This window comes from Rathayibacter sp. PhB179, from assembly GCF_004345345.1.
GTDB lineage: Bacteria > Actinomycetota > Actinomycetes > Actinomycetales > Microbacteriaceae > Rathayibacter > Rathayibacter festucae.
The window spans coordinates 1-20589 of the sequence record NZ_SLVD01000013.1; the positions used below are offsets into that span (position 1 = coordinate 1).

Sequence of the window (20589 nt, forward strand, 5' to 3'; positions counted from 1 at the left end):
AAGGCCCTCAACCAGCTGAAATCCCTCGGCTACGACGTCCAACTCACACCACGAGCCGCGGCCTGAGGTCACCATGTTTTCCTAGGAGACCCACCGTCATCAGCAGAGCGGGCCTGCAGACTCGTCCTGCTGACGCTGGTCGATCTCGATACGCCCGCTGCGCGGCCCACTCGATCGGCATGGGCTTCCCACCGAACCGGACACGTCGGTCTCGATACGGCCGCTCCGCGCCCTACTCGACCAGCATGGGCGGGCGTCCTCGGACCACGGGGCCAGCTGCCGTCGTCGTGCGAAGCACTCGACCCGCCCCCACATGCTGGTCGAGTAGCCGCGGAACGCGGCGTATCGAGACCACCCCGCCTGACACGTCGGTCTCGATACGGCCGCTCCGCGCCCTACTCGACCAGCATGGATGCCGGAAAGTTCAGCCTTCCGGCGGGCACGGCGCAGGGTGCAGCCGAACGGGCGATTCGCGTGCCAGCGAATCGCACTAGGCGTCCGCGCCCCGCTCTGCGGTACGCACCACCTCGAGGAGCCGACCGCGCGGACGCCCGGCAGGGACGGGCGTCCGGCGAGAAGCGGGGCTGCGCCCCGCTTCGAGTCAGTGGCACAGCCTCTCGAACCAGCTCAGGGCGCTCTGGTCGGTGAGGTTGGCGACCTGGTCGACGACGACTCGGCGGCGGGCGTCGTCGGTGCCGGCGGCGTTCCAGTCCTCGGCGAAGCCGGCGTCGAGGGCGCCGGCGCCGCGTTCGAGGAGGGTGTCGGCGAGTCGGGTGAGGACCTCGCGCTGCTGGGCGTAGATCGGCTGGCGGGTGTTCCGCGACATCACGAAGGTGGCGACGATGCCCTTGAGCACGGCGATCTCGGCCTGCTGCTCGCGGGGGACGACGACGTGGCCGCCGAAGCGGACGAGGTCGGGGTGGGAGTAGGCGTCCCGGGTGGCCTCGGTGGCGGAGGCGGCGAAGCGGCCGATGAGCTGGCTGGTGAGGTTCTTCAGCCGGGCCTGGTCGCGGCGGGAGCCGTCCCAGGAGTCGACCCAGACGTCGAGCGAGTCGAGGCGGTCGAACGCGGCGACGAGCTCGTCGTGGCCGATCTCGCCGCCGACCCAGGAGTGCATCGACTCGACGAGGTCGTCGTGGTCCACGCGGGACCCGAGCGCGGCGACGTCGATGTAGCCGGAGAACACGGCGTCCTCGAAGTCGTGCACCGAGTAGGCGATGTCGTCGGAGAGGTCCATCACCTCGGCTTCGATGCAGCGGACTCCCTCGGGGGCGCCCTCGCGCATCCAGGTGAAGGCGGGCTCGTCGTCGGCGTAGAAGCCGTACTTGGCGCGACCGGACGGGTCGGCGACGGAGCGGGTGTCGGGCCACGGGTACTTGCAGCTGGCGTCGAGGCTCGAGCGGGTGAGGTTCAGGCCGTACGGGCGGTCGTCCTCGCCGAACACCTTCGCCTCGAGCCGGGTCAGCAGCCGGAAGGTCTGCGCGTTGCCCTCGAAGCCGCCGATCGACTCGGCCCAGGTGTTGAGGGCGCGCTCGCCGTTGTGGCCGAAGGGCGGGTGGCCGATGTCGTGGGCGAGGCAGGCGGTGTCGACGACGTCGGGGTCGAGGTCGAGGCTCGTGGCGAGCTCGCGGCCGATCTGGGCGACCTCGAGCGAGTGGGTCAGCCGGTTGCGGGCGAAGTCGACGCCGGCGGTCGGGCTGAGCACCTGGGTCTTCGCCGCGAGGCGGCGGAGCGAGCTGGAGTGGAAGAGCCGGGCGCGATCGCGGGCGAAGTCGGAGCGGCGGGTGCTGTGGTCCTCCGGCAGGAACCGCTCGACGTCGACGAGCGAGTACCCCCAGAGCGCGCGGTCATCCACCGCTGTGGTGGATCTCGGCGGCCGAGACGGCGTCGCGCTGGTCGGCGTTCAGCTCGCGGGACTCGAGCCAGCGGTCGGGCAGCGACGGCGTCTTCGGCGAGCCGGCGCGGCCGCGCTGGCCCTCGGCCGCCTCGCCCGGGTAGGGCACGTCGGGGTCGAGGGTGGCGAGCAGCTCGTCGAGCTCGGCGAGGGTGACCACGGAGGCCATCTTCGCGCGCAGGTCGCCGCCGACGGGGTAGCCCTTGAAGTACCAGGCGACGTGCTTACGGATGTCGCGGCAGCCGCGCTCCTCGCTCTCGAAGAACTCGCAGATCAGCTGGGCGTGCCGGCGGAAGGCCGTGGCGACCTGGCCGAGGGTCGGGGTGAAGCGCTCGTCCGAGCCCGCGAAGGCGGCGGCGAGGTCGCCGAAGAGCCACGGGCGGCCGAGGCAGCCGCGCCCGACGACGACGCCGTCGCAGCCGGTCTCGCTCATCATCCGCAGCGCGTCCTCGGCCGACCAGATGTCGCCGTTGCCGAGCACCGGGACGCTCGTGATCGCCTGCTTGAGGGTCGTGATCGCCGACCAGTCGGCCTGGCCGCTGTAGAACTCGGAGGCGGTGCGGGCGTGCAGCGCGATCGACGCGACTCCTGCGCCCTCCGCGGCCCGGCCGGCCTCGAGGTAGGTGAGGTGGTCGGAGTCGATGCCCTTGCGCATCTTGACCGTCAGCGGGATGTCACCCGCGGCCCGCACCGCGCCCTCGACGATCTGACGGAACAGCGGGAGCTTCCACGGCAGGGCCGCTCCCCCGCCCTTGCGGGTGACCTTCGCGACGGGGCAGCCGAAGTTGAGGTCGATGTGGTCGGCGCGGTCCTCCGCGACGAGCATGGTGACGGCCTCGGCGACCGTCTTCGGGTCGACCCCGTAGAGCTGGATCGAGCGGACCTTCTCGCTGGGGTGGTGGCGGATGAGGCGCATCGACTCCGGGGTGCGCTCGACGAGCGCGCGGGAGGTGATCATCTCGCTGACGTAGAGCCCGTTGCCGAACTCGCGGCAGAGCCGGCGGAACGCGGTGTTGGTGATCCCGGCCATGGGCGCGAGGACGACGGGGGCGTCGAGTTCGAGGGGGCCGATCCGGAGCGCCGGCGCGGTGCGCGCGGGCGGTGCGGCCATGAGAGTGGAGGACATCGGTATCGATTCTCCCAGATCCTGTGTTGGGGAAGGCGAACGAGCGCAGAGGTGGGGACGGATGGACGGGAACGGCACTGTGGAGGACGGCACCGTGGAGGACGGCACTGTGGAGGACGGCCCGGCGCGGTTCGAGGCGGATGCGCGTGAGCGCGGACTCGACGTCGAGCTCGTCGACCGTCCGGAGGCGGCGAGCCTGGCCGAGGCGGCCGAGCTGCTGGGCATCGAGCCGGGGTCCATCGTGAAGTCGCTGGTGGTCAAGCGCCACGACGGCGGCTTCCTCTTCGCGCTGGTGCCCGGCGGACGGCAGATCTCCTGGCCGCTGCTGCGCGCGGTGGTCGGCGTGAACAAGCTCCGCCTGCCCGACGAGTCGGTGGCGCTGGAGGCGACGGGCTACCGCCGCGGCACGATCACGCCGATCGGCTCGACCACCGCCTGGCCCGTCGTCGCGGACGAGCGGGTCGTCGGCCGCAGGATCGCCCTGGGCGCCGGCACGAGCGGCCGGAGCGCCTTCGTCGACGCGGACGCGCTGATCGCCGCCTACGGCGCGACCGTCGCCGACATCACGATCGAGGAGCCTGCTCGCTGACAGCGGGAGCGCCGGGAGCCGGCACCGAGCAGACACCGTCCTCGCAGACGGGCACGTCCGCGGCGCCGAGCATCTCGAACGGCCCGCTCGGCACTCGATCGCTCACGCGACGACCGCCCGCTGCAACAGCACGTGCTCGAGCACCTCGGTGAACGCGGTCGGCTCCTGCGCTCCGGAGACCCCGAAGCGGCCGTCGAGCACGAAGAACGGCACCCCGTTGATCCCGTACTCGCGGGCCTGCGCGATGTCGGACTGCACGTCGGCGAGATGCCGCTGCTCGTCCAGCGCGCGTAGAGCCTCGTCGGCGTCGAGCCCGACCTCGGCGGAGAGGGCGGCCAGGACGTCGGAGTCCGCGAGGTCGCGCCCCTCGACGAAGTAGGCGCGGAGCAGTCGCTCCTTCAGCTCGAGCTGCAGCCCGTTCGCCTTCGCGTGGTGCAGCGCCTGGTGCGCCCGGACGGTCTTCACGTGCACGACCGACTCGAAGTGGTAGTCGAGGTCGACTCCCGCCGCGATCGCGGTGACGGAGTCGAGCATCTGCTGCGCCTGCTCCAGCGGGACGCCCTTGTGCTGGGCGAGGAACTCGGCCGTGCCGCCGCGGTAGTCCTCCGGCGTCTCCGGCGACAGCTCGAAGCTGCGGTACTCGACCGCGACCTCCGGCGCGTCGGGGTGCGCGGCGCGGAACGCCGCCAGCCCGCGCTCGAACTTGCGCTTGCCGATGTAGCACCAGGGGCAGGCGATGTCGGACCAGATGTCGACGGTGATGGGGGTCTGCGCTTCGCTCACTCCGAGGACAACCGCTGCCACCGGGAGCTATTCCCGCAGCACCCGGACGAGCTCGTCGACGTCGGACTCGTCGTTCCAGAGGTGGAAGGCGACGCGGAGGCGCCCGCCGCGGCCCGAGACGCGCAGCCCCGCGGCCTGCAGGCGCGCCAGATCGGCGCCGTCCTCGTCCGGCCAGGAGACGATCGCGCGGTGCTGCGGCGCGCGGTCGAGGCGCTCGCAGAGCTGGTCGCCCAGCCCGGAGGCGCGCGCCCAGACCGCGGCGAGGTCGAGGGAGCGGAACAGCTCGAGCGACGCCTCCGCCCCGACGAACGCCTGCCAGGCGGGCGAGACGTCGAATCGCCGGGCGTTCTCGGCGAGGTGCATCGCGGGCCCGTAGCAGGAGGACCAGACGTCCTCCCCCGAGTACCAGCCGGCCTGCACCGGCAGCAGCTCGGCCGCATACTCGGGCGAGACGGTGAGGAAGGCGACGCCGCGCGGCGAGCAGAGCCACTTGTAGGCGTGGGTGAGGGTCGCGTCGAAGCGGGAGGCGTCCACCGGCAGCACGCCCGCCGCCTGGGTCAGATCGCAGGCCGTGCGCACGCCGTGGCGGGCGGCGGCCTCGACGACCGCGTCGAGATCCGCGAGCGCCCCGCTGCTCGACTGCACGGCCGAGAAGACGACCAGGTCGTCGGCGTCCTCGACCGAGTCGGCGAGCGCCGCCAGCGGCACCGAGCGCACCACGACGCCGCGGTGGGCCTGGGCGAGGAAGGGGAAGACGATGGAGGAGAAGTCGCCGTCGACGCAGAGGACGTGCGCTCCGTCCGGGAGCGATGCGGCGAGCACGGCGGCCATCGCCGAGGTCTGCGAGCCGATCGCGACCCGGTCGACCGGCACTCCGGCGATCTGCGCGAAGGAGGCTCGGGCGCGCTCGGCGACCGCTCCGTAGCCCGCGGCGGTACCGCAGCCGGCCGACCACTCGTCGAGGTCCGCGCGCAGGGCCTCGGCGGTCGCGCGAGGCGGCAGGCCCAGCGTGCAGGCGTTGTGGTACCCGCGGGCGCCGGGGAAGAGCGCTCGGAGGTCGGCGGGGGCCGGGGGTGCGGTGCTCACCCTCCGAGGATCCCCCTCGACGCCCGGATCGCCAACCTCGCGGCAGTACCGGGCGCGTCGTGCGTCACCGCGCGGCGAGGGCGTGGGCCTGCTCGATCAGCGCGACCACTGCTCGAGCGTCCTGCACGTCGACGGGTGACGGAGCGCCGTCGAGCAGGGCGCGGGCGACTCCCGCGAGGAAGGCGGCGTAGTTCCCGCGCTCGCTCGGCACGGCCGTCGTGCCGCGCTCGTCGGCCAGCATCCCCTCCGCGCCCTGCGGAACGACGCCGAAGTCCTCGTCCAGCGGAGTGGCGCCGCCGCCGCGCAGCGCGCCCTCCTGCGGGTCGAGGCCGTCGACCGAGAACGCGGCCCGCGTCCCGAGCACCCGGAAGCGCGGGGCGGAGGCGCGGGCGACCCGGCTCATCGTCAGGTGCGAGCGCACTCCGGATTCGTGGAGCAGCGAGACGAAGGCGTCGTCCTCGCTCGCACCGCCCGCGTGCACGACGCGGGTCTCCGCCGCGGTGACGACGGCCGGACCGAAGAGCACCAGGGCCTGGTCGACGAGGTGGCTGCCGAGGTCGAAGAGGATGCCGCCGCCCTGCGCCGGGCCGATCGCCGTCTGCCAGCGCCCGGTCTTCGGGGCGCTCCAGCGCTCGAAGGTCGACTCGAAGCGGATCACGTCGCCGAGCGCTCCCTCCGCGAGGAGCCGGCGCAACGTCAGGAAGTCGGCGTCCCAGCGGCGGTTCTGGAAGACGAACACCGGCGCCCCGCCCGCCTCGGAGGCGGCGAGGATCGCGTCGACGTCGGCCGTGCTCGGCGCGAACGGCTTGTCGATGACCACCGCGACGCCGGCGGCGAGCACCTGCTCGGCCTGCTCGCGGTGCACGGAGGGCGGCGTCGCGAGGACCACCAGGTCGGGTCGCTCGGCGAGCACCGCGTCGAGGCCGGCGACGATCCGTGCGCCGGGATGTGCGGCGGTGGCCGCCGCCGCCCGCTCCGGATCGCTGGTCGAGATCGCGACCAGCGCGATGTCCGGGTGCGCCTCGAGGAACGGTGCGTGGAAGATCCGGCCGGCGAGTCCGTAGCCGACGAGCCCGACGCGGAGTGTGCTGGTCCCGATCGTCATGCTCCGATGGTAGCCAGCGGCGCCACCGGGCCCGCCCGTCACGCCGACTCCCCCCACCAGCCGAGGTGTCTCGCGGGCAGGCGGACGGAGAAGAGTAGGCCAACCGCGCCGCGATCATCTCCGAACAGCGTCCACTGCACGCCGGCCCGGTCTCTGCGGCCCCCGCTCCCTACGCTGACCACTCGCACGCGACGCCGCCTCGTCGCGGCCGCGGCGACGTCCGGATCCGCCGCCGATCGCGAGACGAGTCGACGCCGTGCGGATCACGAGCCGACGACCGCGTCGCGGCGACATGAGCGGTGACGAGCGATTCACGAGGGATGGACACGATGAAGAAGAATCCGATGATCGGCGCGGGGTGCCTCCTGGCGCTGATGCTGTCCGGCTGCACCGCCGGCACCGCCGGCACGGTGGTCGACTCGACGAGCGGGCCCCGGGCGCAGGTGACCTCGTGGTTCACCCAGCACGGGGAGCCCTCCTGGTTCGACTGCCCGAGCGAGGCCGTGACGGGGCTCGACGGAGTGGACGTAACCTGCGGCAGCATCGCAGCGCCCGTCGACTGGAGCCGCCCCGACACCTCCGAGTCGGTGGACCTCGACCTGATCAGGGTCTCGATGGGCGGACCGCACGACGAGGTGCTGATGGTCAACCCGGGCGGACCGGGCGTCTCCGCGCGGAACATGGCCCTCGGCCTGGCGACCGTGCCGGAGACCGCTCCCGTCTTCGAGAAGTACGACGTGGTCGGCATCGAGCCGCGAGGCGTCAGCCCCGAGACGGCTCTCGCCTGCGACGTCGAGGCGATGACCGCCGACGACGCGGGTGCGGTGGAGGCGTGCTCGAGCACCAGCCGCTTCGCCGTCCACGCGTCCAGCACGGACGTGGCGATGGACCACGAGCTGCTGCGGCAGGCGCTGCAGCAGCCGGAGCTCGACTACTACGGCGCCTCCTACGGCACCTACATCGGCAGCGTCTACGCGACCCTCTTCCCGGACACCGTCGGCCGGATGATCCTCGACGGCGTCGCGGACACCGCCTCGCTGAACAGGGCGAGCGATCTCGAGGGCTTCGAGGCGAGCCTCACGCGCCTCCTCGCCGCCTGCACCTCGGGTGGCATCGGCGAATGCCCCTTCACCGGCGATGCGACGACGGCGGCCGAGCAGCTCACGGCCCTCCTGCAGACGCTGACGGCGGAGCCCCGGACGGCGACCGGCCCCGACGGCGCGCCCGCCGAGGTGGGCGGCCGCGAACTCGCGTCCTTCCTGCTGACCAGCCTGTACGAGCCGCGGTCCTCGTGGGGAGAGACGGTCGCCGTCCTCCGCGGGGTGGTGGCGGGCGACGCGGACGCGCTGGACGTCGTCGCGAGCACCGACGACTCGGCTGTCGACCGAGCACTCGAGTACGCCGTCTACTGCGCCGTCCCCGCGGTCCCCGGAGCGAGTGCCGCTCCGGTCGCGGGTGAGGGTCCGACGAGCACGGGGCCGCTCGGCGTCCTCGAGCAGGCGGACGACCCTGTCCGGGACTGCGACCGGTGGGGCGAGTACGAGCGCCTGGATCCGGCACTCTCCTACACGAGCGGGAACAGGATCCTCATCGCCTCCAACCTGCACGATCCGGCGACGCCGCACGCGGACGCCGTGCGGCTGCACGAGACCGAGGTGACGAACAGCACGCTCGTCGAGGTGGACGCGGACGGTCACGGCGCCCTGTACCGGGACTCGTCGTGCGCGACCGCCATCGCGAACGCCTTCCTCGTCGAGGGCACCCTTCCGGACGACCCGACCCGGTGCGGGACCGACGGCTGAGCCGCCGATCGTGCCGGGCGCGTCAGGCGGACGCGCCCGGCACGTCCACGGCGCCGCCGAAGCGCCGGGTGCGGCCGGCGTAGTGCTCGATCGCTCCCCAGAGGTCCTCGCGGGTGAAGTCGGGCCAGAGCCGGTCGAGGAAGACCATCTCGGCGTAGGCGCTCTGCCAGAGCAGGAAGTTGCTGGTGCGCTGCTCGCCGGAGGAGCGCACGAAGAGGTCGACGTCCGGCATGTCGGGCAGGTAGAGCGCCTTGCCGATCGTCTTCTCGGTGATGCCGGAGGGCTTCAGCCGGCCCGCCGCGACGTCGGCCGCGATCCGCTGCACCGCGTCGGCGATCTCGGTGCGCCCCCCGTAGTTGACGCACATGGTGAGCGTGAGGACGTCGTTGCCCTCGGTCAGCTTCTCGGCGTACTGCAGCTCGTTGATGACCGACGCCCAGAGCCGCGGCTTCCGGCCGGCCCAGCGCACACGGACGCCCCACTCGTTGAGCTGGTCGCGGCGGCGGTGCAGCACGTCGCGGTTGAAGCCCATCAGGAAGCGCACCTCGTCGGGCGAGCGCTTCCAGTTCTCGGTCGAGAAGGCGTAGACGCTGAGGTGCTTCACGCCGATCTGGATCGCTCCCGCGACCACGTCGAGCAGCGACGCCTCGCCGCGCTTGTGCCCCTCCACCCGGGTCAGCCCGCGGGAGTTGGCCCAGCGGCCGTTGCCGTCCATCACGATCGCGACGTGCTCCGGGACCGCCTTGCGCGGCAGCTCCGGCGGGTGCACGCCCGTCCAGTCGAGGGGGCGGAACGGGACGGCGTCCCTGTGGGTGAACGGCTTCATCGGGTGACGTGCTCCAGAGATCTCAGTCCGCGCTCGAGGTGCCACTGGGTGTAGGCGGCGACCACGCCGCTCGCTCGGGAGCGGGTCGAGGGCTCCGTCGTCTCGGCGTGCTCCCAGTCTCCCGTGAGCAGGGCGCCGAGGAGGACGACCACCTCCGGGGCGACGCGCGGGGCGCCGGGGGGCGTGCAGTCCTCGCAGACGACCCCGCCGAGCTGGACGACCACCGCGCCGTGCGGGCCGGGGGCGCCGCAGCGCGCGCAGTCCTCGAAGCTCGGCGCCCAGCCGGCGATCGAGAGCGCGCGCAGCAGGTAGGAGTCGAGCGTGAGCACCGGCTCGTGCTCGTGCTTCGAGAGCGAGCGCAGGGCGCCGACGAGCAGGAGGTACTGCTGCAGCGAGGCGTCGGCGTCGGTGAGGCGGTCGGCCGTCTCGACCATCGCGCTCGCCGCGGTGTAGCTGTCGTAGTCGGCCGCGATGATCGCGCCGTACGCGCCGAGCGACTCGGCCTGCGTGACGATGTCGAGGCTCCGGCCCTCGTAGAGCTGCAGGTCGGCGACCATGAACGGCTCGAGCCTCGAGCCGAACTTGGAGCCGGTCTTGCGCACGCCCTTCGCGACCGCACGGATCTTGCCGTGGCTGCGCGAGAGCAGCGTCACGATGCGGTCGGCCTCGCCCAGCTTGTGGGTGCGCAGCACGACGGCTTCGTCACGGTAGGTGGGCATGCGCTCGATTATCCTCCCCACCCCTGACAACCCCGCGGTGGACCGGCACCCGCCCGCTCCCGCCCGTGGAACGATGGCTCGGTGGCCGCCTCCCTCTTCGAGATCCCCGCCTGGGCCGACCTCCTCGCCATCGCGATCGGCTGCCTGCAGGGCGCGATGTTCGCCGGCGAGTTCCGCGACCGCCGGATCGACCTGCTGGGCGTCACGATCATCGGCACGGCGACGGGGCTCGGCGGCGGTGTGCTGCGCGATCTGCTGCTGCAGACCCCGCTCGTGGCGCTGCACACCAACGCCTACCTGCTCGTCGCGGTGACGGCGTCGCTCTTCGGCATGCTGCTGCAGCACGTGCTCAACCGGGTCGACGGCACGATCACGGCGCTCGACGCCCTGACGATCGGGCTGTTCGGCGCCATCGGCACGACGAAGGCGCTCTCGCTCGGCGTGCCGGAGGTGCCCGCCGTGTTCGTCGGCACCGTCTCGGCCGTCGGCGGCTCGGTGATCCGCGACATCCTGCTCAACCGCCCGATCGCGCTGATGCACGTCGGCTCGCTCTACGCGATCGCGGCGACCGCTGGCACGGTCGTGCTGGTCGTCGCGCTGCGATTCGGGATGGTGATCGACTACGCGGCGCCGATCGCGGTGGTGGTCACGGCGGTCATCCGGCTGCTGGCGGTGCGCTACGGCTGGAGCCTGCCGGAGCAGCGCGCGCTGAGCCGGGTGCCGCGGCTGGGCTGGCGGAAGCGCGGCTGACGGCGGGGATGCACGTCGGGACGGCTCGCGGAAGCCCGCGCCCGTGTCGGAGGTCCGACCTAGGGTGGCGGCATGACCGCTGCGGGCACCACGACCGACCGACACGACGTGCTGATCATCGGCGGGGGGAACGCGGGGCTCTCGGTCGCCGGGCGCCTCCGCCGCTACGGGGTGGAGGACGTCGCGGTGATCGAGCCGCGCGAGACGCACCTCTACCAGCCGATGTTCTCCCACGTCGCCGGCGGCACTGCTCCCGCCTCGAAGGCGACCCGGCCGCAGGGCTCGGTGACGCCGAAGGGAGTCACCTGGATCCGCGATCGGGTGGAGGCGATCGATCCCGCTGCGAAGACGGTCGTGCTCGCCTCCGGCCGGCGGGTCGGCTACGGCGACCTCGTCGTCTGCCCCGGCATCCAGAAGGACTGGGACGCGGTGCCCGGGCTGACGGCGGCGATGGCGTCGCCGGTCGGCGTCTCGAACTACGAGTTCGACTACGCGCGGAAGGCGTCGAGCGTGCTCCGCGGGGTCCGCTCCGGCACGGTCGTCTTCACGCAGCCCAGCGGCCCGGGCACCTGCTCGGGCGCCTCGCAGAAGCCGATGTACCTCGCCTGCGACTACTGGCGCGAGACCGGCGTGCTCGCGGACGTCCACGTCGTGCTGGCCGTGCCGACACCCACGATGTTCGGCATGCCGCTGATCGACGCGGAGCTCGAGCGCAAGGTGGCGGAGTACGGGATCGACGTGCGCTACAGCCGCGAGCTGGTCGAGGTGGACGCCGAGAAGCGGACGGTCGTCATCGCGGGCGAGGACGGCCGCCGCGCGCAGCTGGGTGTCGACCACGACGCCGGGCACGTCGGCACCGAGCAGCGGGAGACGCTCTCCTACGACGTCCTGCACGCGGTCCCGCCGCAGTCCGCACCGGACTGGCTCGCGGGCACCGGACTCGCGGCGGAGGGGAGCACGGGCGGCTTCGTCGAGGTCGACCCGCTGACGCTGCGCCACCCCCGCCACCCCGAGGTCTGGGCGCTCGGCGACGCCGCGGCCACCACCAACTCGAAGTCGGGCGGCGCGCTCCGGCAGCAGACGAAGACGCTGGCGAAGAACCTCGTCGCCGCCCGCCAGGGGAAGCCGCTCCCCCAGGTCTACAACGGCTACTCCGTCTGCCCGTTCGTCGTCTCGCGCTCGACCGTCGTCTTCGCCGAGTTCGACGACCGCTACCGCCCGAAGCCGACCATCCCCTTCTGGAAGGGCCTCGCGAAGGAGCGCCGCCTCACCTTCCTCGCCGACCGCTACCTGCTCCCCTGGGTCTACTGGAACCTCATCCTCCAGGGCCGCGCCTGACGGAGGTCCGCCTCGGCGGCGACCACAGCGGCGCGCAGCATGCTGATCGGGAAGCCGCGGAACGCGGCATCCTCATGCTGGTCGAGTAGCCGCGGCACGCGGCGTATCGAGACCCACCACCGCATGGACGGGGGGGTCTCGATACGCCCGCTCCGCGGGCTACTCGACCAGCATGGCGTGCCCGCTCCGCGGGCGACTCGCAGGCAGGGAACGGGCCGCGCCGCCTCGGCGACGACCGCAGCGGTCGCCCAGCGCGAGCGTCAGGCCGAGGCCGTCGCCAGCTCGCGGTCCGGGGCCTCCTCGCGGAGGGCGCGGTTGACGGCCGAGACGATCGCCTTCAGCGAGGCGGTCGAGATGTCGGCGTCGACGCCCACGCCCCAGAGGGTGCGGCCGTTCACCGAGCACTCGACGTAGGAGGCGGCCAGCGCGTCGCCGCCGGCGCTGAGAGCGTGCTCGACGTAGTCGAAGACGCGGACCTCGACGCCGTGCTGCGCCAGCACCGCCTCGAAGGCGTTGATCGGGCCGTTGCCGGTCGCGCTCGCGGTGACCGTCTCGTCGCCGACGCGCAGCACGGCGTCGAGGGCGATCGAGCCGCCCAGGTCGCTCGAGGTGCTCGTGCGGGCCAGCTCGAAGCGGCCCCACTTGTCCTCGGCGCGGTGCGCGGGCGCGGGCAGGTACTCGTCCTGGAAGATCGTCCAGATCTGCTCGCTGGTGACCTCGCCGCCCTCGGCGTCGGTCTTGGCCTGCACGACCGCGGAGAACTCGATCTGCAGGCGTCGCGGCAGGTCCAGCGCGTGGTCGGTCTTCAGCAGGTACGCGACGCCGCCCTTGCCGGACTGCGAGTTGACGCGGATGACCGCCTCGTAGGAGCGGCCGAGGTCCTTCGGGTCCACCGGCAGGTAGGGCACCGCCCAGGTCAGCTCGTCGCGGCTGACGCCGGTGCGCTCCGCCTCGGCCTCCATCGCCTCGAAGCCCTTCTTGATGGCGTCCTGGTGCGAGCCGCTGAACGCGGTGAAGACCAGGTCGCCGGCCCAGGGGCTGCGCTCGGGCACGGCCAGCTGGTTGCAGTACTCGGCCGTGCGCTTGATGCCGTCCATGTCGCTGAAGTCGATCTGCGGGTCGATGCCCTGGGTGAACAGGTTGACGCCCAGCGCGACCAGGTCGACGTTGCCGGTCCGCTCGCCGTTGCCGAAGAGGCAGCCCTCGATGCGGTCCGCTCCGGCCAGGTAGCCCAGCTCGGCCGCGGCGACCGCGGTGCCGCGGTCGTTGTGCGGGTGCAGGGAGACGATGATGTTCTCGCGCTGGGCGAGGTTGCGGCACATCCACTCGATCGAGTCGGCGTAGACGTTGGGCGTTGCCATCTCGACCGTGGCGGGCAGGTTGAGGATGACCTTGCGCTCCGGGGTCGGCTCGAAGACCTCGACCACGCGGTCGCAGATCTCGCGGGCGAAGTCGAGCTCCGTGCCGGTGTAGCTCTCGGGCGAGTACTCGTAGTAGACGGCGGTGCCGGGCACCGTCGCCTCCATCTCGCGGCACTTGCGCGCGCCGGCGAGGGCGATGTCGATGATGCCCTGGCGGTCCTTGCGGAAGACGACCTCGCGCTGCAGCACGCTGGTCGAGTTGTACAGGTGGACGATCGCCTGGCGGGCGCCGCGGATCGACTCGTAGGTGCGCTCGATCAGGTGGTCGCGCGCCTGGGTCAGCACCTGGATGGTGACGTCCTCCGGGATCGCGTCCTCCTCGATGAGGCTGCGGACGAAGTCGAAGTCGGTCTGGCTGGCGCTCGGGAAGCCGACCTCGATCTCCTTGTAGCCCATCCGGACCAGGAGGTCGAACATGATCCGCTTGCGCTCGGGGCTCATCGGGTCGATGAGCGCCTGGTTGCCGTCGCGGAGGTCGACGGCGCACCAGCGCGGCGCCGTGGTGATGCGCTTGGCCGGCCAGGTGCGGTCGGGCAGCTCGACGACGATCTGCTCGTGGAACGGCTTGTACTTGCCGATCGGCAGCGACGACGGCTTCTGGGTGTTCTTCATGAGTGCTCTCCTGGCGCGGGAACGCGCCTGTCTCTCGTCTCGCGGGGATCCGGATGCGGATCGAACCACGCGGGTGGTCTGTGGTGACGATGGGTCTGATTCAGCCGACGACGGACTCCGCGACGAGGAGGGCCTGAGGATCAGATCTCGTCGCGGCGGCTAAGAAGGAGCAGACCGATGCGCACGCGACCACGGTAGCACTGCGCCCGCGGGTCGGCACCCACGAGGCCCCACTGCGGCGCGGACGTCGTCCTCAGGCGACGAGACCGTTCTCGTAGGCGTAGACGACGAGCTGCACCCGGTCGCGCAGCCCGAGCTTGCCGAGCGTGCGGCTGATGTGCGTCTTGACCGTCGCCTCGCTGAGGAACTCCGCCCGGGCGATCTCGGTGTTGCTGAGGCCGCGCGCGGCGAGGTGGAAGATCTCGCGCTCCCGGTCGGTCAGCGTGCCGAACGCGGCGGGAGTCTCGCGGCCGCTCCCCGGCGCGCCGAAGTGCTCGAAGAGCTCGCGCGTCGCGGAGGCGGCGACGACCGCGGTGCCGGCGTGCACGGTGCGGACGGAGGCGAGCAGGAAGCCCGGCTCGGTGTCCTTCAGCAGGAAGCCGCTCGCCCCGGCCCGGATCGCGCGGGCGGCCGCCTCGTCCAGGTCGAACGTGGTGAGCACCAGGATGCGCGGCGGCTCCACGCCCTTCTCCGCGGCGTCGGCGAGGATCCGGCGCGTCGACTCGATGCCGTCGACCCCCGGCATCCGGATGTCCATCAGCACCACGTCCGGGGCCAACCGGCCGACGAGCTCCGCGCCCTCCGCGCCGTCGGACGCCTCGCCGACCACCTCGAGGTCCGGCTGGGAGCTGAGCAGCATGCGGATGCCGGCGCGGAAGAGCGCCTGGTCGTCGACGAGGACGAGGCGGATGGTGTCGGTCATGCGGGGTGGCCTCCAGAGGCGACGGGCAGGGCGGTGGAAGAGGGGGCGGGCAGGCGCGCGTCGACCACGAAGTCGTCGCCGTCGGGCCCGGCGCGGAGGACGCCGCCGACGAGAGCGGCGCGCTCGCGCATCCCGACGAGCCCGTGCCCCTCCCCGGGCACGCGAGCGGCGGCCTCCGCGTCGGCGCAGCGCGCGTTGCGGACGGTGAGGACGATCTCGCCGGACTCGCGGCGCAGCGCGACGTCGAGCGGGGAGCCGGGCCGGCCGTGCCGGAGCGCGTTCGTCGTCGCCTCCTGCACGATGCGGTAGAGCGCGAGGCCGATGCCGCGCGGCACGGTCTCGAGGTCGACCTCGAGCTCGGACCGCAGCTGCGTCCCGGCTCCGGAGACGCTCTCGAGCAGCGCCGGCAGGTCGCGCGCCTCCGGCTGCGGTCCGTCGCTCTGGCTGTGCCGCAGCTGAGCCAGGAGGACGCGGACGTCGCCGAGCGCGTCGCGGGCGACCGAGGAGATGGTGAGCAGGGCGGCGTCGGTCTGCTCCGGGCTCGACGCGCCGAGGTAGCGGGCGCCGTCCGCCTGCGCGATCACGACGGCGAGCGAGTGCGCGACGACGTCGTGCATGTCGCGGGCGATGCGGTTGCGCTCCTCGACCGTGTCCAGCTCGCGCTGCGCCGCCGCGCGCTCGCGCTCGGCCTCGGCGCGGAGGGCCTGCCCCTCGCGCGCTCGCCGCACCGAGCGGGAGAGCAGGCCGACCGTCCAGGAGAGGCCGAGCGTGGCGAGGATCCCGCCGAACACCGCTCCCCCGGTCAGGATCGGCGAGGGGATGGACTGGACGAGCCGGAAGACGATGATCAGGTAGACGACCGCCACGACCGCGCCGAGCACCGCGGAGACGGCTCCGGCAGCGCGCACCCGGCGCCGCTCGGACGCGCCGGTGCCGAAGAGCACCGCGAGGATCGCGAGGTCGGCCGGACCCGGTGCCAGCTGCAGACCCATCTGCAGGAGCGCCCCGCCCCAGGCGATCGTGAGGGAGAGCGCCGGCGCCCGGCGGTGCAGGACCAGCGCGACCGCCAGCACTCCGCCGACGACCGGCTGGAGCGAGCCGTCGGGCGCCGCGAACGGCACGGTCGAGATCAGCAGCAGGAGGAGCGCCTGCCAGCCGGCCGCTCCGACGGCGAAGCCGTCCTGCGGACCGGCGACCCGCACCAGGAGCGCATCGATCCTGTCGTCGGGACCGACCGGCCGCCGCACCCCGGCGCGCCAGACGAGGACCTCCAGGCCGGCGAGGAGGGCGGCGACGACCAGCGCGGCGACGGCGCGGAAGAGCAGGACCTGGTCGGCGCTCGCCTCCTGCGGCAGCAGCTGCTCGGTCCCGCTCAGCGCGGCGACCAGCCCGGCGACGCCCGCGAGCAGGAGGGCGCCGACGAGGGTCAGCGTCCGCGTCCAGGGCCCGAGCCGGCGCGCCGTGGACCAGAGGACGAGCAGGCCCACGAGGACACCGTCCACCGGCACGCCGAGGAGCGGGATCCCGCCGCCGGTGACCGCCCCGACGGCGACCAGGGACGGTGCGAGGGCCGGCAGGAAGGCCGCGAGGCCGAGGCCGAGCGCGATCAGCAGCCCGCCGCTGAGGTGCTCCGGCGCGATCAGGCCGTCCGCGCTCAGTCCGAGGTGGAGGACCCCGAGCAGGGCTCCCGCGATCGGGAGCGTCGCCGGACGATCCAGGAGCGCACGCATGAGCCCCACGCTACGCGGCGACGTCGCCGCGGGGCGTCGTCCGGGAGAGTGACTGCCGTCCCCCTCCCGATCCGGCGCCGCGCTCACCGGCTCAGAAGCCGAGGCGGCCGAGCAGCTTCGGGTCGCGCTGCCACTCCTTGGCGACCTTCACCCGGATGGAGAGGAACACGCGCCGGCCGAGCAGCCGCTCGATCTGCTCGCGCGACACCGCGCCCACCTCGCGCAGGCGCTGGCCGCCCTTGCCGATGATGATGCCCTTCTGGCTGTCGCGCTCCACGAAGACGTTCGCGTAGATGTCGATGAAGGAGCCGTCCTCGCGCTCGACCATGTCGTCGAGCGTCACGGCGAGCGAGTGCGGCAGCTCGTCCGAGACGCCCTCGAGCGCGGCCTCGCGGATGAACTCCGCGATGCGCGAGCCGGTGTCCTCGTCGGTCACGGCCTCCTCGGGGTAGAGCGCGGGCGAGACCGGCATGAGGCGCAGCAGCTCGACCGCGAGCACGTCGAGCTGCTCCTCGGTGACCGCCGAGATCGGCACGATGGTGTCCCACTCGCGCAGCTCGGAGACGGCGAGCAGCTGCTTGGCGACGGACTTCTTCGAGGAGAGGTCGACCTTGGACACGATCGCGACCTTGCGGGCACGCGGGAAGGCCTCGAGCTGCTCGTTGATGAAGCGGTCGCCGGGGCCGATCGGCTCGTCGGCCGGGAAGAGCATCCCGATCACGTCGACGTCGCCGAGGGTCGAGGTGACGAGGGAGTTCAGCCGCTCGCCGAGCAGGGTGCGCGGGCGGTGGATGCCCGGGGTGTCCACCACGATGAGCTGGCCGTCGGGGCGGTGCACGATGCCGCGGATGGCGCGGCGGGTGGTCTGCGGCTTCGAGCTGGTGATGGCGATCTTCTCGCCGACCAGCGCGTTGGTGAGCGTGGACTTGCCGACGTTCGGGCGGCCCACGAACGACACGAAGCCCGCCCGGTAGGGGGTCGTGGGAGTGCTGGGGTCGGTCATCGTGCGTCCTCGTCCTGGTGGTCTGTCTCGGCGACGATCGCGACCGGTCCGGTGCCGGTCTCGCCTGAGGGATCGTAGTCGGGATCGCGCCGCACGATGACGGTCGAGATGGTGCCGCGACGGGGATCCGCCTGCTCGGCCTCGAGGATCACCCCGTCGATCCGGGCGGTCGCGCCCCGCTCGGGCAGGCGGCCGTAGGCCTTGGTGAGCAGTCCGCCGACCGAGTCGACGTCGTCGTCCTCGAGTTCGAGGTCGAACAGCTCGCCCAGCTCGTCGACGGGCAGCCGCGCCGAGACGCGGTAGACGCCCGGCTCGGTCTCCTCGAAGAGGTCGACCTCCCGGTCGTACTCGTCCGAGATGTCGCCGACGAGCTCCTCGATGAGGTCCTCGAGCGTGACCAGCCCGGCGATGCCGCCGTACTCGTCCACCACCATGGCGAGGTGGTTGGACTCGAGCTGCATCTGGCGCAGCAGCTCGTCGGCCTTCTTCGACTCCGGCACGAACAGCGCGGGGCGGGCGAGGTCGGCCGCCGAGTCGTCGTCGTCCGGGCGCTCGTAGGTGTGCCGGGCGACGTCGCGGAGGTAGAGCACGCCGAGCACGTCGTCGACGCCGTCGCCGATGACGGGCAGCCGGGAGATGCCGCGACTGAGCAGCAGGCCCATGCCGGCGCCGACCGAGGCGCCGGCCTCGATCGTCACCATGTCGGTCCGCGGCACCATCACCTCGCGCACCAGCGTGTCGTTGAACTCGAAGATGGAGTGGATGAGCTCGCGGTCGTCCTGCTCGAGGACCGACTGCTCGGTCGCCTCGTCGACCATGCTCAGCAGCTGCTCCTCGGAGGAGAAGCCGGCCGAGCGGCCGGTGCCCGGGGTGACCCGGTTGCCCAGCGCGACGAGACCGTGCGCGACCGGGCCGAGCGCGACCCGCAGCACGTGCACGAGCGAGGCGCTGGAGCCGAGTACGGCGCGGGCGTGGGCGCGCCCGACGCTGCGCGGGCTGGAGCCGACGAGCACGAACGAGACGGCCGCCATGATCAGGATCGCGAGCAGGAGCGCCAGCCAGAGCGCGTCTACCACGACGACGAGCACGGTGGTGACGAAGACCGCGGCGGTCGTCTCGGCCGCGATCCGGGTGAAGTTGACGACGTTGACGTGCGCGCTCATGTCGCCGGCGATGGCCCGCAGGGCGCGCGAGCTGCGCGAGTGGTTCGCCATCTCGAGGACGTCGCTGCGGGAGAGCACGCCGAGCGCGGCGTCGGTGGCGGCGAGCCAGCCGCCGAGGGCGACGAGGCCGAGGGCCGCGATGAGGAGCTGGACGGTGAGCACGCCGGGCCTAGCGGCGTCGCTCGCTGATGTGGAACCCGACGAGGATGTCGCGCTGGATGCCGAACATCTCGCGCTCCTCCTCGGGCTCCGCGTGGTCGAAGCCGAGCAGGTGCAGCAGCCCGTGGGCCGTGAGCAGCAGCAGCTCGTCGAGCATGGAGTGGCCGGCGGCCTCGGCCTGGCTCTGCGCCACCTGCGGGCAGAGCACGATGTCGCCGAGCAGGCCGGCCGGGGTCGGCTCGTCCTCGGTGCCGGGGCGCAGCTCGTCCATCGGGAAGCTCAGCACGTCGGTCGGGCCGGGCTCGTCCATCCACTGCACGTGCAGCTGCTCCATCGCGCCCTCGTCGACCAGCACGATCGCGAGCTCGGCGTCGGGGTGCACGTGCATCGAGTCGAGCGCGTAGCCCGCGAGGCGCAGCAGGGTCGCCTCGTCCACGGGGATGCTCGACTCGTTGTTGATCTCGATGCTCACGGGGTGCGGTGTTCCTTCGATCGGGAGGGGCTCGGCGGGGCGGGAGGCGGTGGTACGGCGCTCAGGCGCGCGGGCGCTTGGGCTGCGCGTCGCCGGTCGAGCGGGTGGCCGCCCGGCGCTCGGCGCGGGCCGCGAACTCGCGGGCCTGCTCGCGCTCGAAGCTCTGCGCCTGCTTCTGCTGGTCGTACTCGGTGTACGCGTCGACGATCCGGCCGACGAGGCTGTGGCGGACCACGTCCTCGCTGGTCAGCCGGGCGAAGTGGATGTCGTCGATGTCGTCGAGCACCCGGGTCACCAGGCGGAGACCGCTCGATCCGGCGGGGAGGTCGACCTGGGTGATGTCGCCCGTGATCACCATCTTCGAGCCGAAGCCGAGGCGGGTGAGGAACATCTTCATCTGCTCCGGCGTCGTGTTCTGCGCCTCGTCGAGCACGACGAACGAGGAGTTCAGCGTGCGGCCGCGCATGTAGGCCAGCGGAGCGACCTCGATCGTGCCCGCTGCGAGCAGCTTCGGCACGATCTCCGGGTCCATCATCTCGTTCAGCGCGTCGTAGAGCGGGCGCAGGTACGGGTCGATCTTGTCGGTGAGCGAGCCGGGCAGGTAGCCCAGCCGCTCCCCCGCCTCGACCGCGGGGCGCGTGAGGATGATCCGCTCGACCTCCTTGCGCTGCAGGGACTGCACCGCCTTGGCCATCGCGAGGTAGGTCTTGCCGGTGCCGGCCGGGCCGATGCCGAAGACGATCGTGTTCTGATCGACGGCGTCGACGTACTCGCGCTGCCCCAGGGTCTTCGGGCGGATGCTCTTCCCGCGCGCCGTGAGGATGGCCTGGCCGAACGCGTCCGCGGGACGCACCGGCCCGCCGTTCTCGAGGATGCGCGCGGACTCGCGCACGCCCTCCGGGTCGAGGTCGTGGCCGCCTGCCGTCATGAGCACCAGTTCTTCCACCAGGCGCGCCGCCGCGGCGACGGGGGCGCCCTCGCCGTCGAGGGTCACCTCGTTGCCGCGCACGTGCACCCGGACGTCGGGGAATCGCGATTCGACCGCCCGGATGAGGCGGTCCTGAGGTCCGAGGAGGCGCACCATGGCGA

At 72.5% G+C, this 20589-nt stretch carries 18 protein-coding genes; 4 read left to right on the forward strand and 14 right to left on the reverse strand.

Going from position 1 to position 20589, the window contains the following annotated elements; genetic code table 11:
• Positions 1–601 precede the first annotated feature (601 nt).
• Positions 602–1855 (reverse strand): deoxyguanosinetriphosphate triphosphohydrolase, encoded by a 1254-nt coding sequence (locus EDF43_RS20385; RefSeq protein ID WP_123735464.1) that lies wholly within the window; start codon positions 1853–1855, stop codon positions 602–604.
• Positions 1848–3020: a tRNA dihydrouridine synthase DusB gene (gene dusB / locus EDF43_RS20390; protein ID WP_207901902.1), complete on the reverse strand. Its 1173-nt coding sequence runs from the start codon at positions 3018–3020 to the stop codon at positions 1848–1850. Before dusB ends, EDF43_RS20385 begins: the two co-directional genes overlap by 8 nt.
• Before the next feature lie 61 nt (positions 3021–3081).
• On the opposite strand from dusB, the gene EDF43_RS20395 reads away from it, so the two are divergent.
• Entirely contained in the window at positions 3082–3609 is a 528-nt protein-coding gene (locus EDF43_RS20395; protein ID WP_132438315.1) for a YbaK/EbsC family protein, read from the forward strand.
• A 102-nt stretch (positions 3610–3711) separates the two neighbouring features.
• On the opposite strand, the gene EDF43_RS20400 is transcribed toward EDF43_RS20395, so the two are convergent.
• The 3 genes from EDF43_RS20400 to EDF43_RS20410 all read right to left on the reverse strand — a co-directional run bounded on the left by EDF43_RS20400 (position 3712) and on the right by EDF43_RS20410 (position 6583).
• The gene (locus EDF43_RS20400; protein WP_243646386.1) at positions 3712–4413 is read right to left on the reverse strand and encodes a DsbA family oxidoreductase; all 702 of its coding nucleotides are present in this window, start codon (positions 4411–4413) and stop codon (positions 3712–3714) included.
• 6 nt (positions 4414–4419) lie between these two features.
• Complete coding sequence (locus tag EDF43_RS20405) at positions 4420–5478, reverse strand: aminotransferase class V-fold PLP-dependent enzyme (protein WP_132438317.1); 1059 nt, start codon at positions 5476–5478, stop codon at positions 4420–4422.
• A 64-nt stretch (positions 5479–5542) separates the two neighbouring features.
• On the reverse strand, positions 5543–6583 hold the full coding sequence (locus EDF43_RS20410; RefSeq protein WP_132438318.1) for a Gfo/Idh/MocA family oxidoreductase: 1041 nt from the start codon (positions 6581–6583) through the stop codon (positions 5543–5545).
• Between the two features lie 329 nt (positions 6584–6912).
• Between EDF43_RS20410 and EDF43_RS20415 the strand changes: the two genes are divergently transcribed.
• On the forward strand, positions 6913–8385 hold the full coding sequence (locus EDF43_RS20415) for an alpha/beta fold hydrolase (RefSeq protein WP_165909219.1): 1473 nt from the start codon (positions 6913–6915) through the stop codon (positions 8383–8385).
• Positions 8386–8407: 22 nt separating this feature from the next.
• On the opposite strand, the gene EDF43_RS20420 is transcribed toward EDF43_RS20415, so the two are convergent.
• A complete protein-coding gene (locus tag EDF43_RS20420; protein ID WP_132438319.1) occupies positions 8408–9211 on the reverse strand; it encodes an isoprenyl transferase in 804 nt (267 codons plus the stop codon).
• The gene (gene recO / locus EDF43_RS20425) at positions 9208–9930 is read right to left on the reverse strand and encodes a DNA repair protein RecO (protein WP_123445629.1); all 723 of its coding nucleotides are present in this window, start codon (positions 9928–9930) and stop codon (positions 9208–9210) included. The genes EDF43_RS20420 and recO overlap by 4 nt, the downstream gene beginning before the upstream one ends.
• Positions 9931–10011: 81 nt before the next feature.
• Here recO and EDF43_RS20430 point away from each other — a divergent pair, with 81 nt between their 5' ends.
• Positions 10012–10680: a TRIC cation channel family protein gene (locus tag EDF43_RS20430; RefSeq protein ID WP_243646387.1), complete on the forward strand. Its 669-nt coding sequence runs from the start codon at positions 10012–10014 to the stop codon at positions 10678–10680.
• 72 nt (positions 10681–10752) lie between these two features.
• Positions 10753–12018, forward strand: a complete 1266-nt coding sequence (locus tag EDF43_RS20435; protein ID WP_132438320.1) for an FAD/NAD(P)-binding oxidoreductase — start codon at positions 10753–10755, stop codon at positions 12016–12018.
• Positions 12019–12278: 260 nt separating this feature from the next.
• Here EDF43_RS20435 and leuA read toward each other — a convergent pair whose 3' ends face one another.
• The 7 genes from leuA to EDF43_RS20470 form a co-directional block, all read right to left on the reverse strand.
• On the reverse strand, positions 12279–14051 hold the full coding sequence (gene leuA / locus EDF43_RS20440; protein ID WP_132438321.1) for a 2-isopropylmalate synthase: 1773 nt from the start codon (positions 14049–14051) through the stop codon (positions 12279–12281).
• A 253-nt stretch (positions 14052–14304) separates the two neighbouring features.
• Entirely contained in the window at positions 14305–14973 is a 669-nt protein-coding gene (locus EDF43_RS20445; protein ID WP_123445626.1) for a response regulator transcription factor, read from the reverse strand.
• Positions 14970–16703, reverse strand: coding sequence for a histidine kinase (locus EDF43_RS20450; protein WP_132438322.1), 1734 nt, complete (start codon positions 16701–16703; stop codon positions 14970–14972). The genes EDF43_RS20445 and EDF43_RS20450 overlap by 4 nt, the downstream gene beginning before the upstream one ends.
• Positions 16704–16794: 91 nt before the next feature.
• A complete protein-coding gene (era, locus tag EDF43_RS20455; RefSeq protein WP_123732108.1) occupies positions 16795–17706 on the reverse strand; it encodes a GTPase Era in 912 nt (303 codons plus the stop codon).
• The gene (locus EDF43_RS20460; RefSeq protein WP_123445623.1) at positions 17703–19031 is read right to left on the reverse strand and encodes a hemolysin family protein; all 1329 of its coding nucleotides are present in this window, start codon (positions 19029–19031) and stop codon (positions 17703–17705) included. The genes era and EDF43_RS20460 overlap by 4 nt, the downstream gene beginning before the upstream one ends.
• 7 nt (positions 19032–19038) lie before the next feature.
• A complete protein-coding gene (gene ybeY, locus EDF43_RS20465) occupies positions 19039–19500 on the reverse strand; it encodes an rRNA maturation RNase YbeY (protein WP_132438323.1) in 462 nt (153 codons plus the stop codon).
• A gap of 61 nt (positions 19501–19561) precedes the next feature.
• Positions 19562–20584 (reverse strand): PhoH family protein, encoded by a 1023-nt coding sequence (locus EDF43_RS20470; RefSeq protein ID WP_123445998.1) that lies wholly within the window; start codon positions 20582–20584, stop codon positions 19562–19564.
• Between the last annotated feature and the right edge of the window lie 5 nt (positions 20585–20589).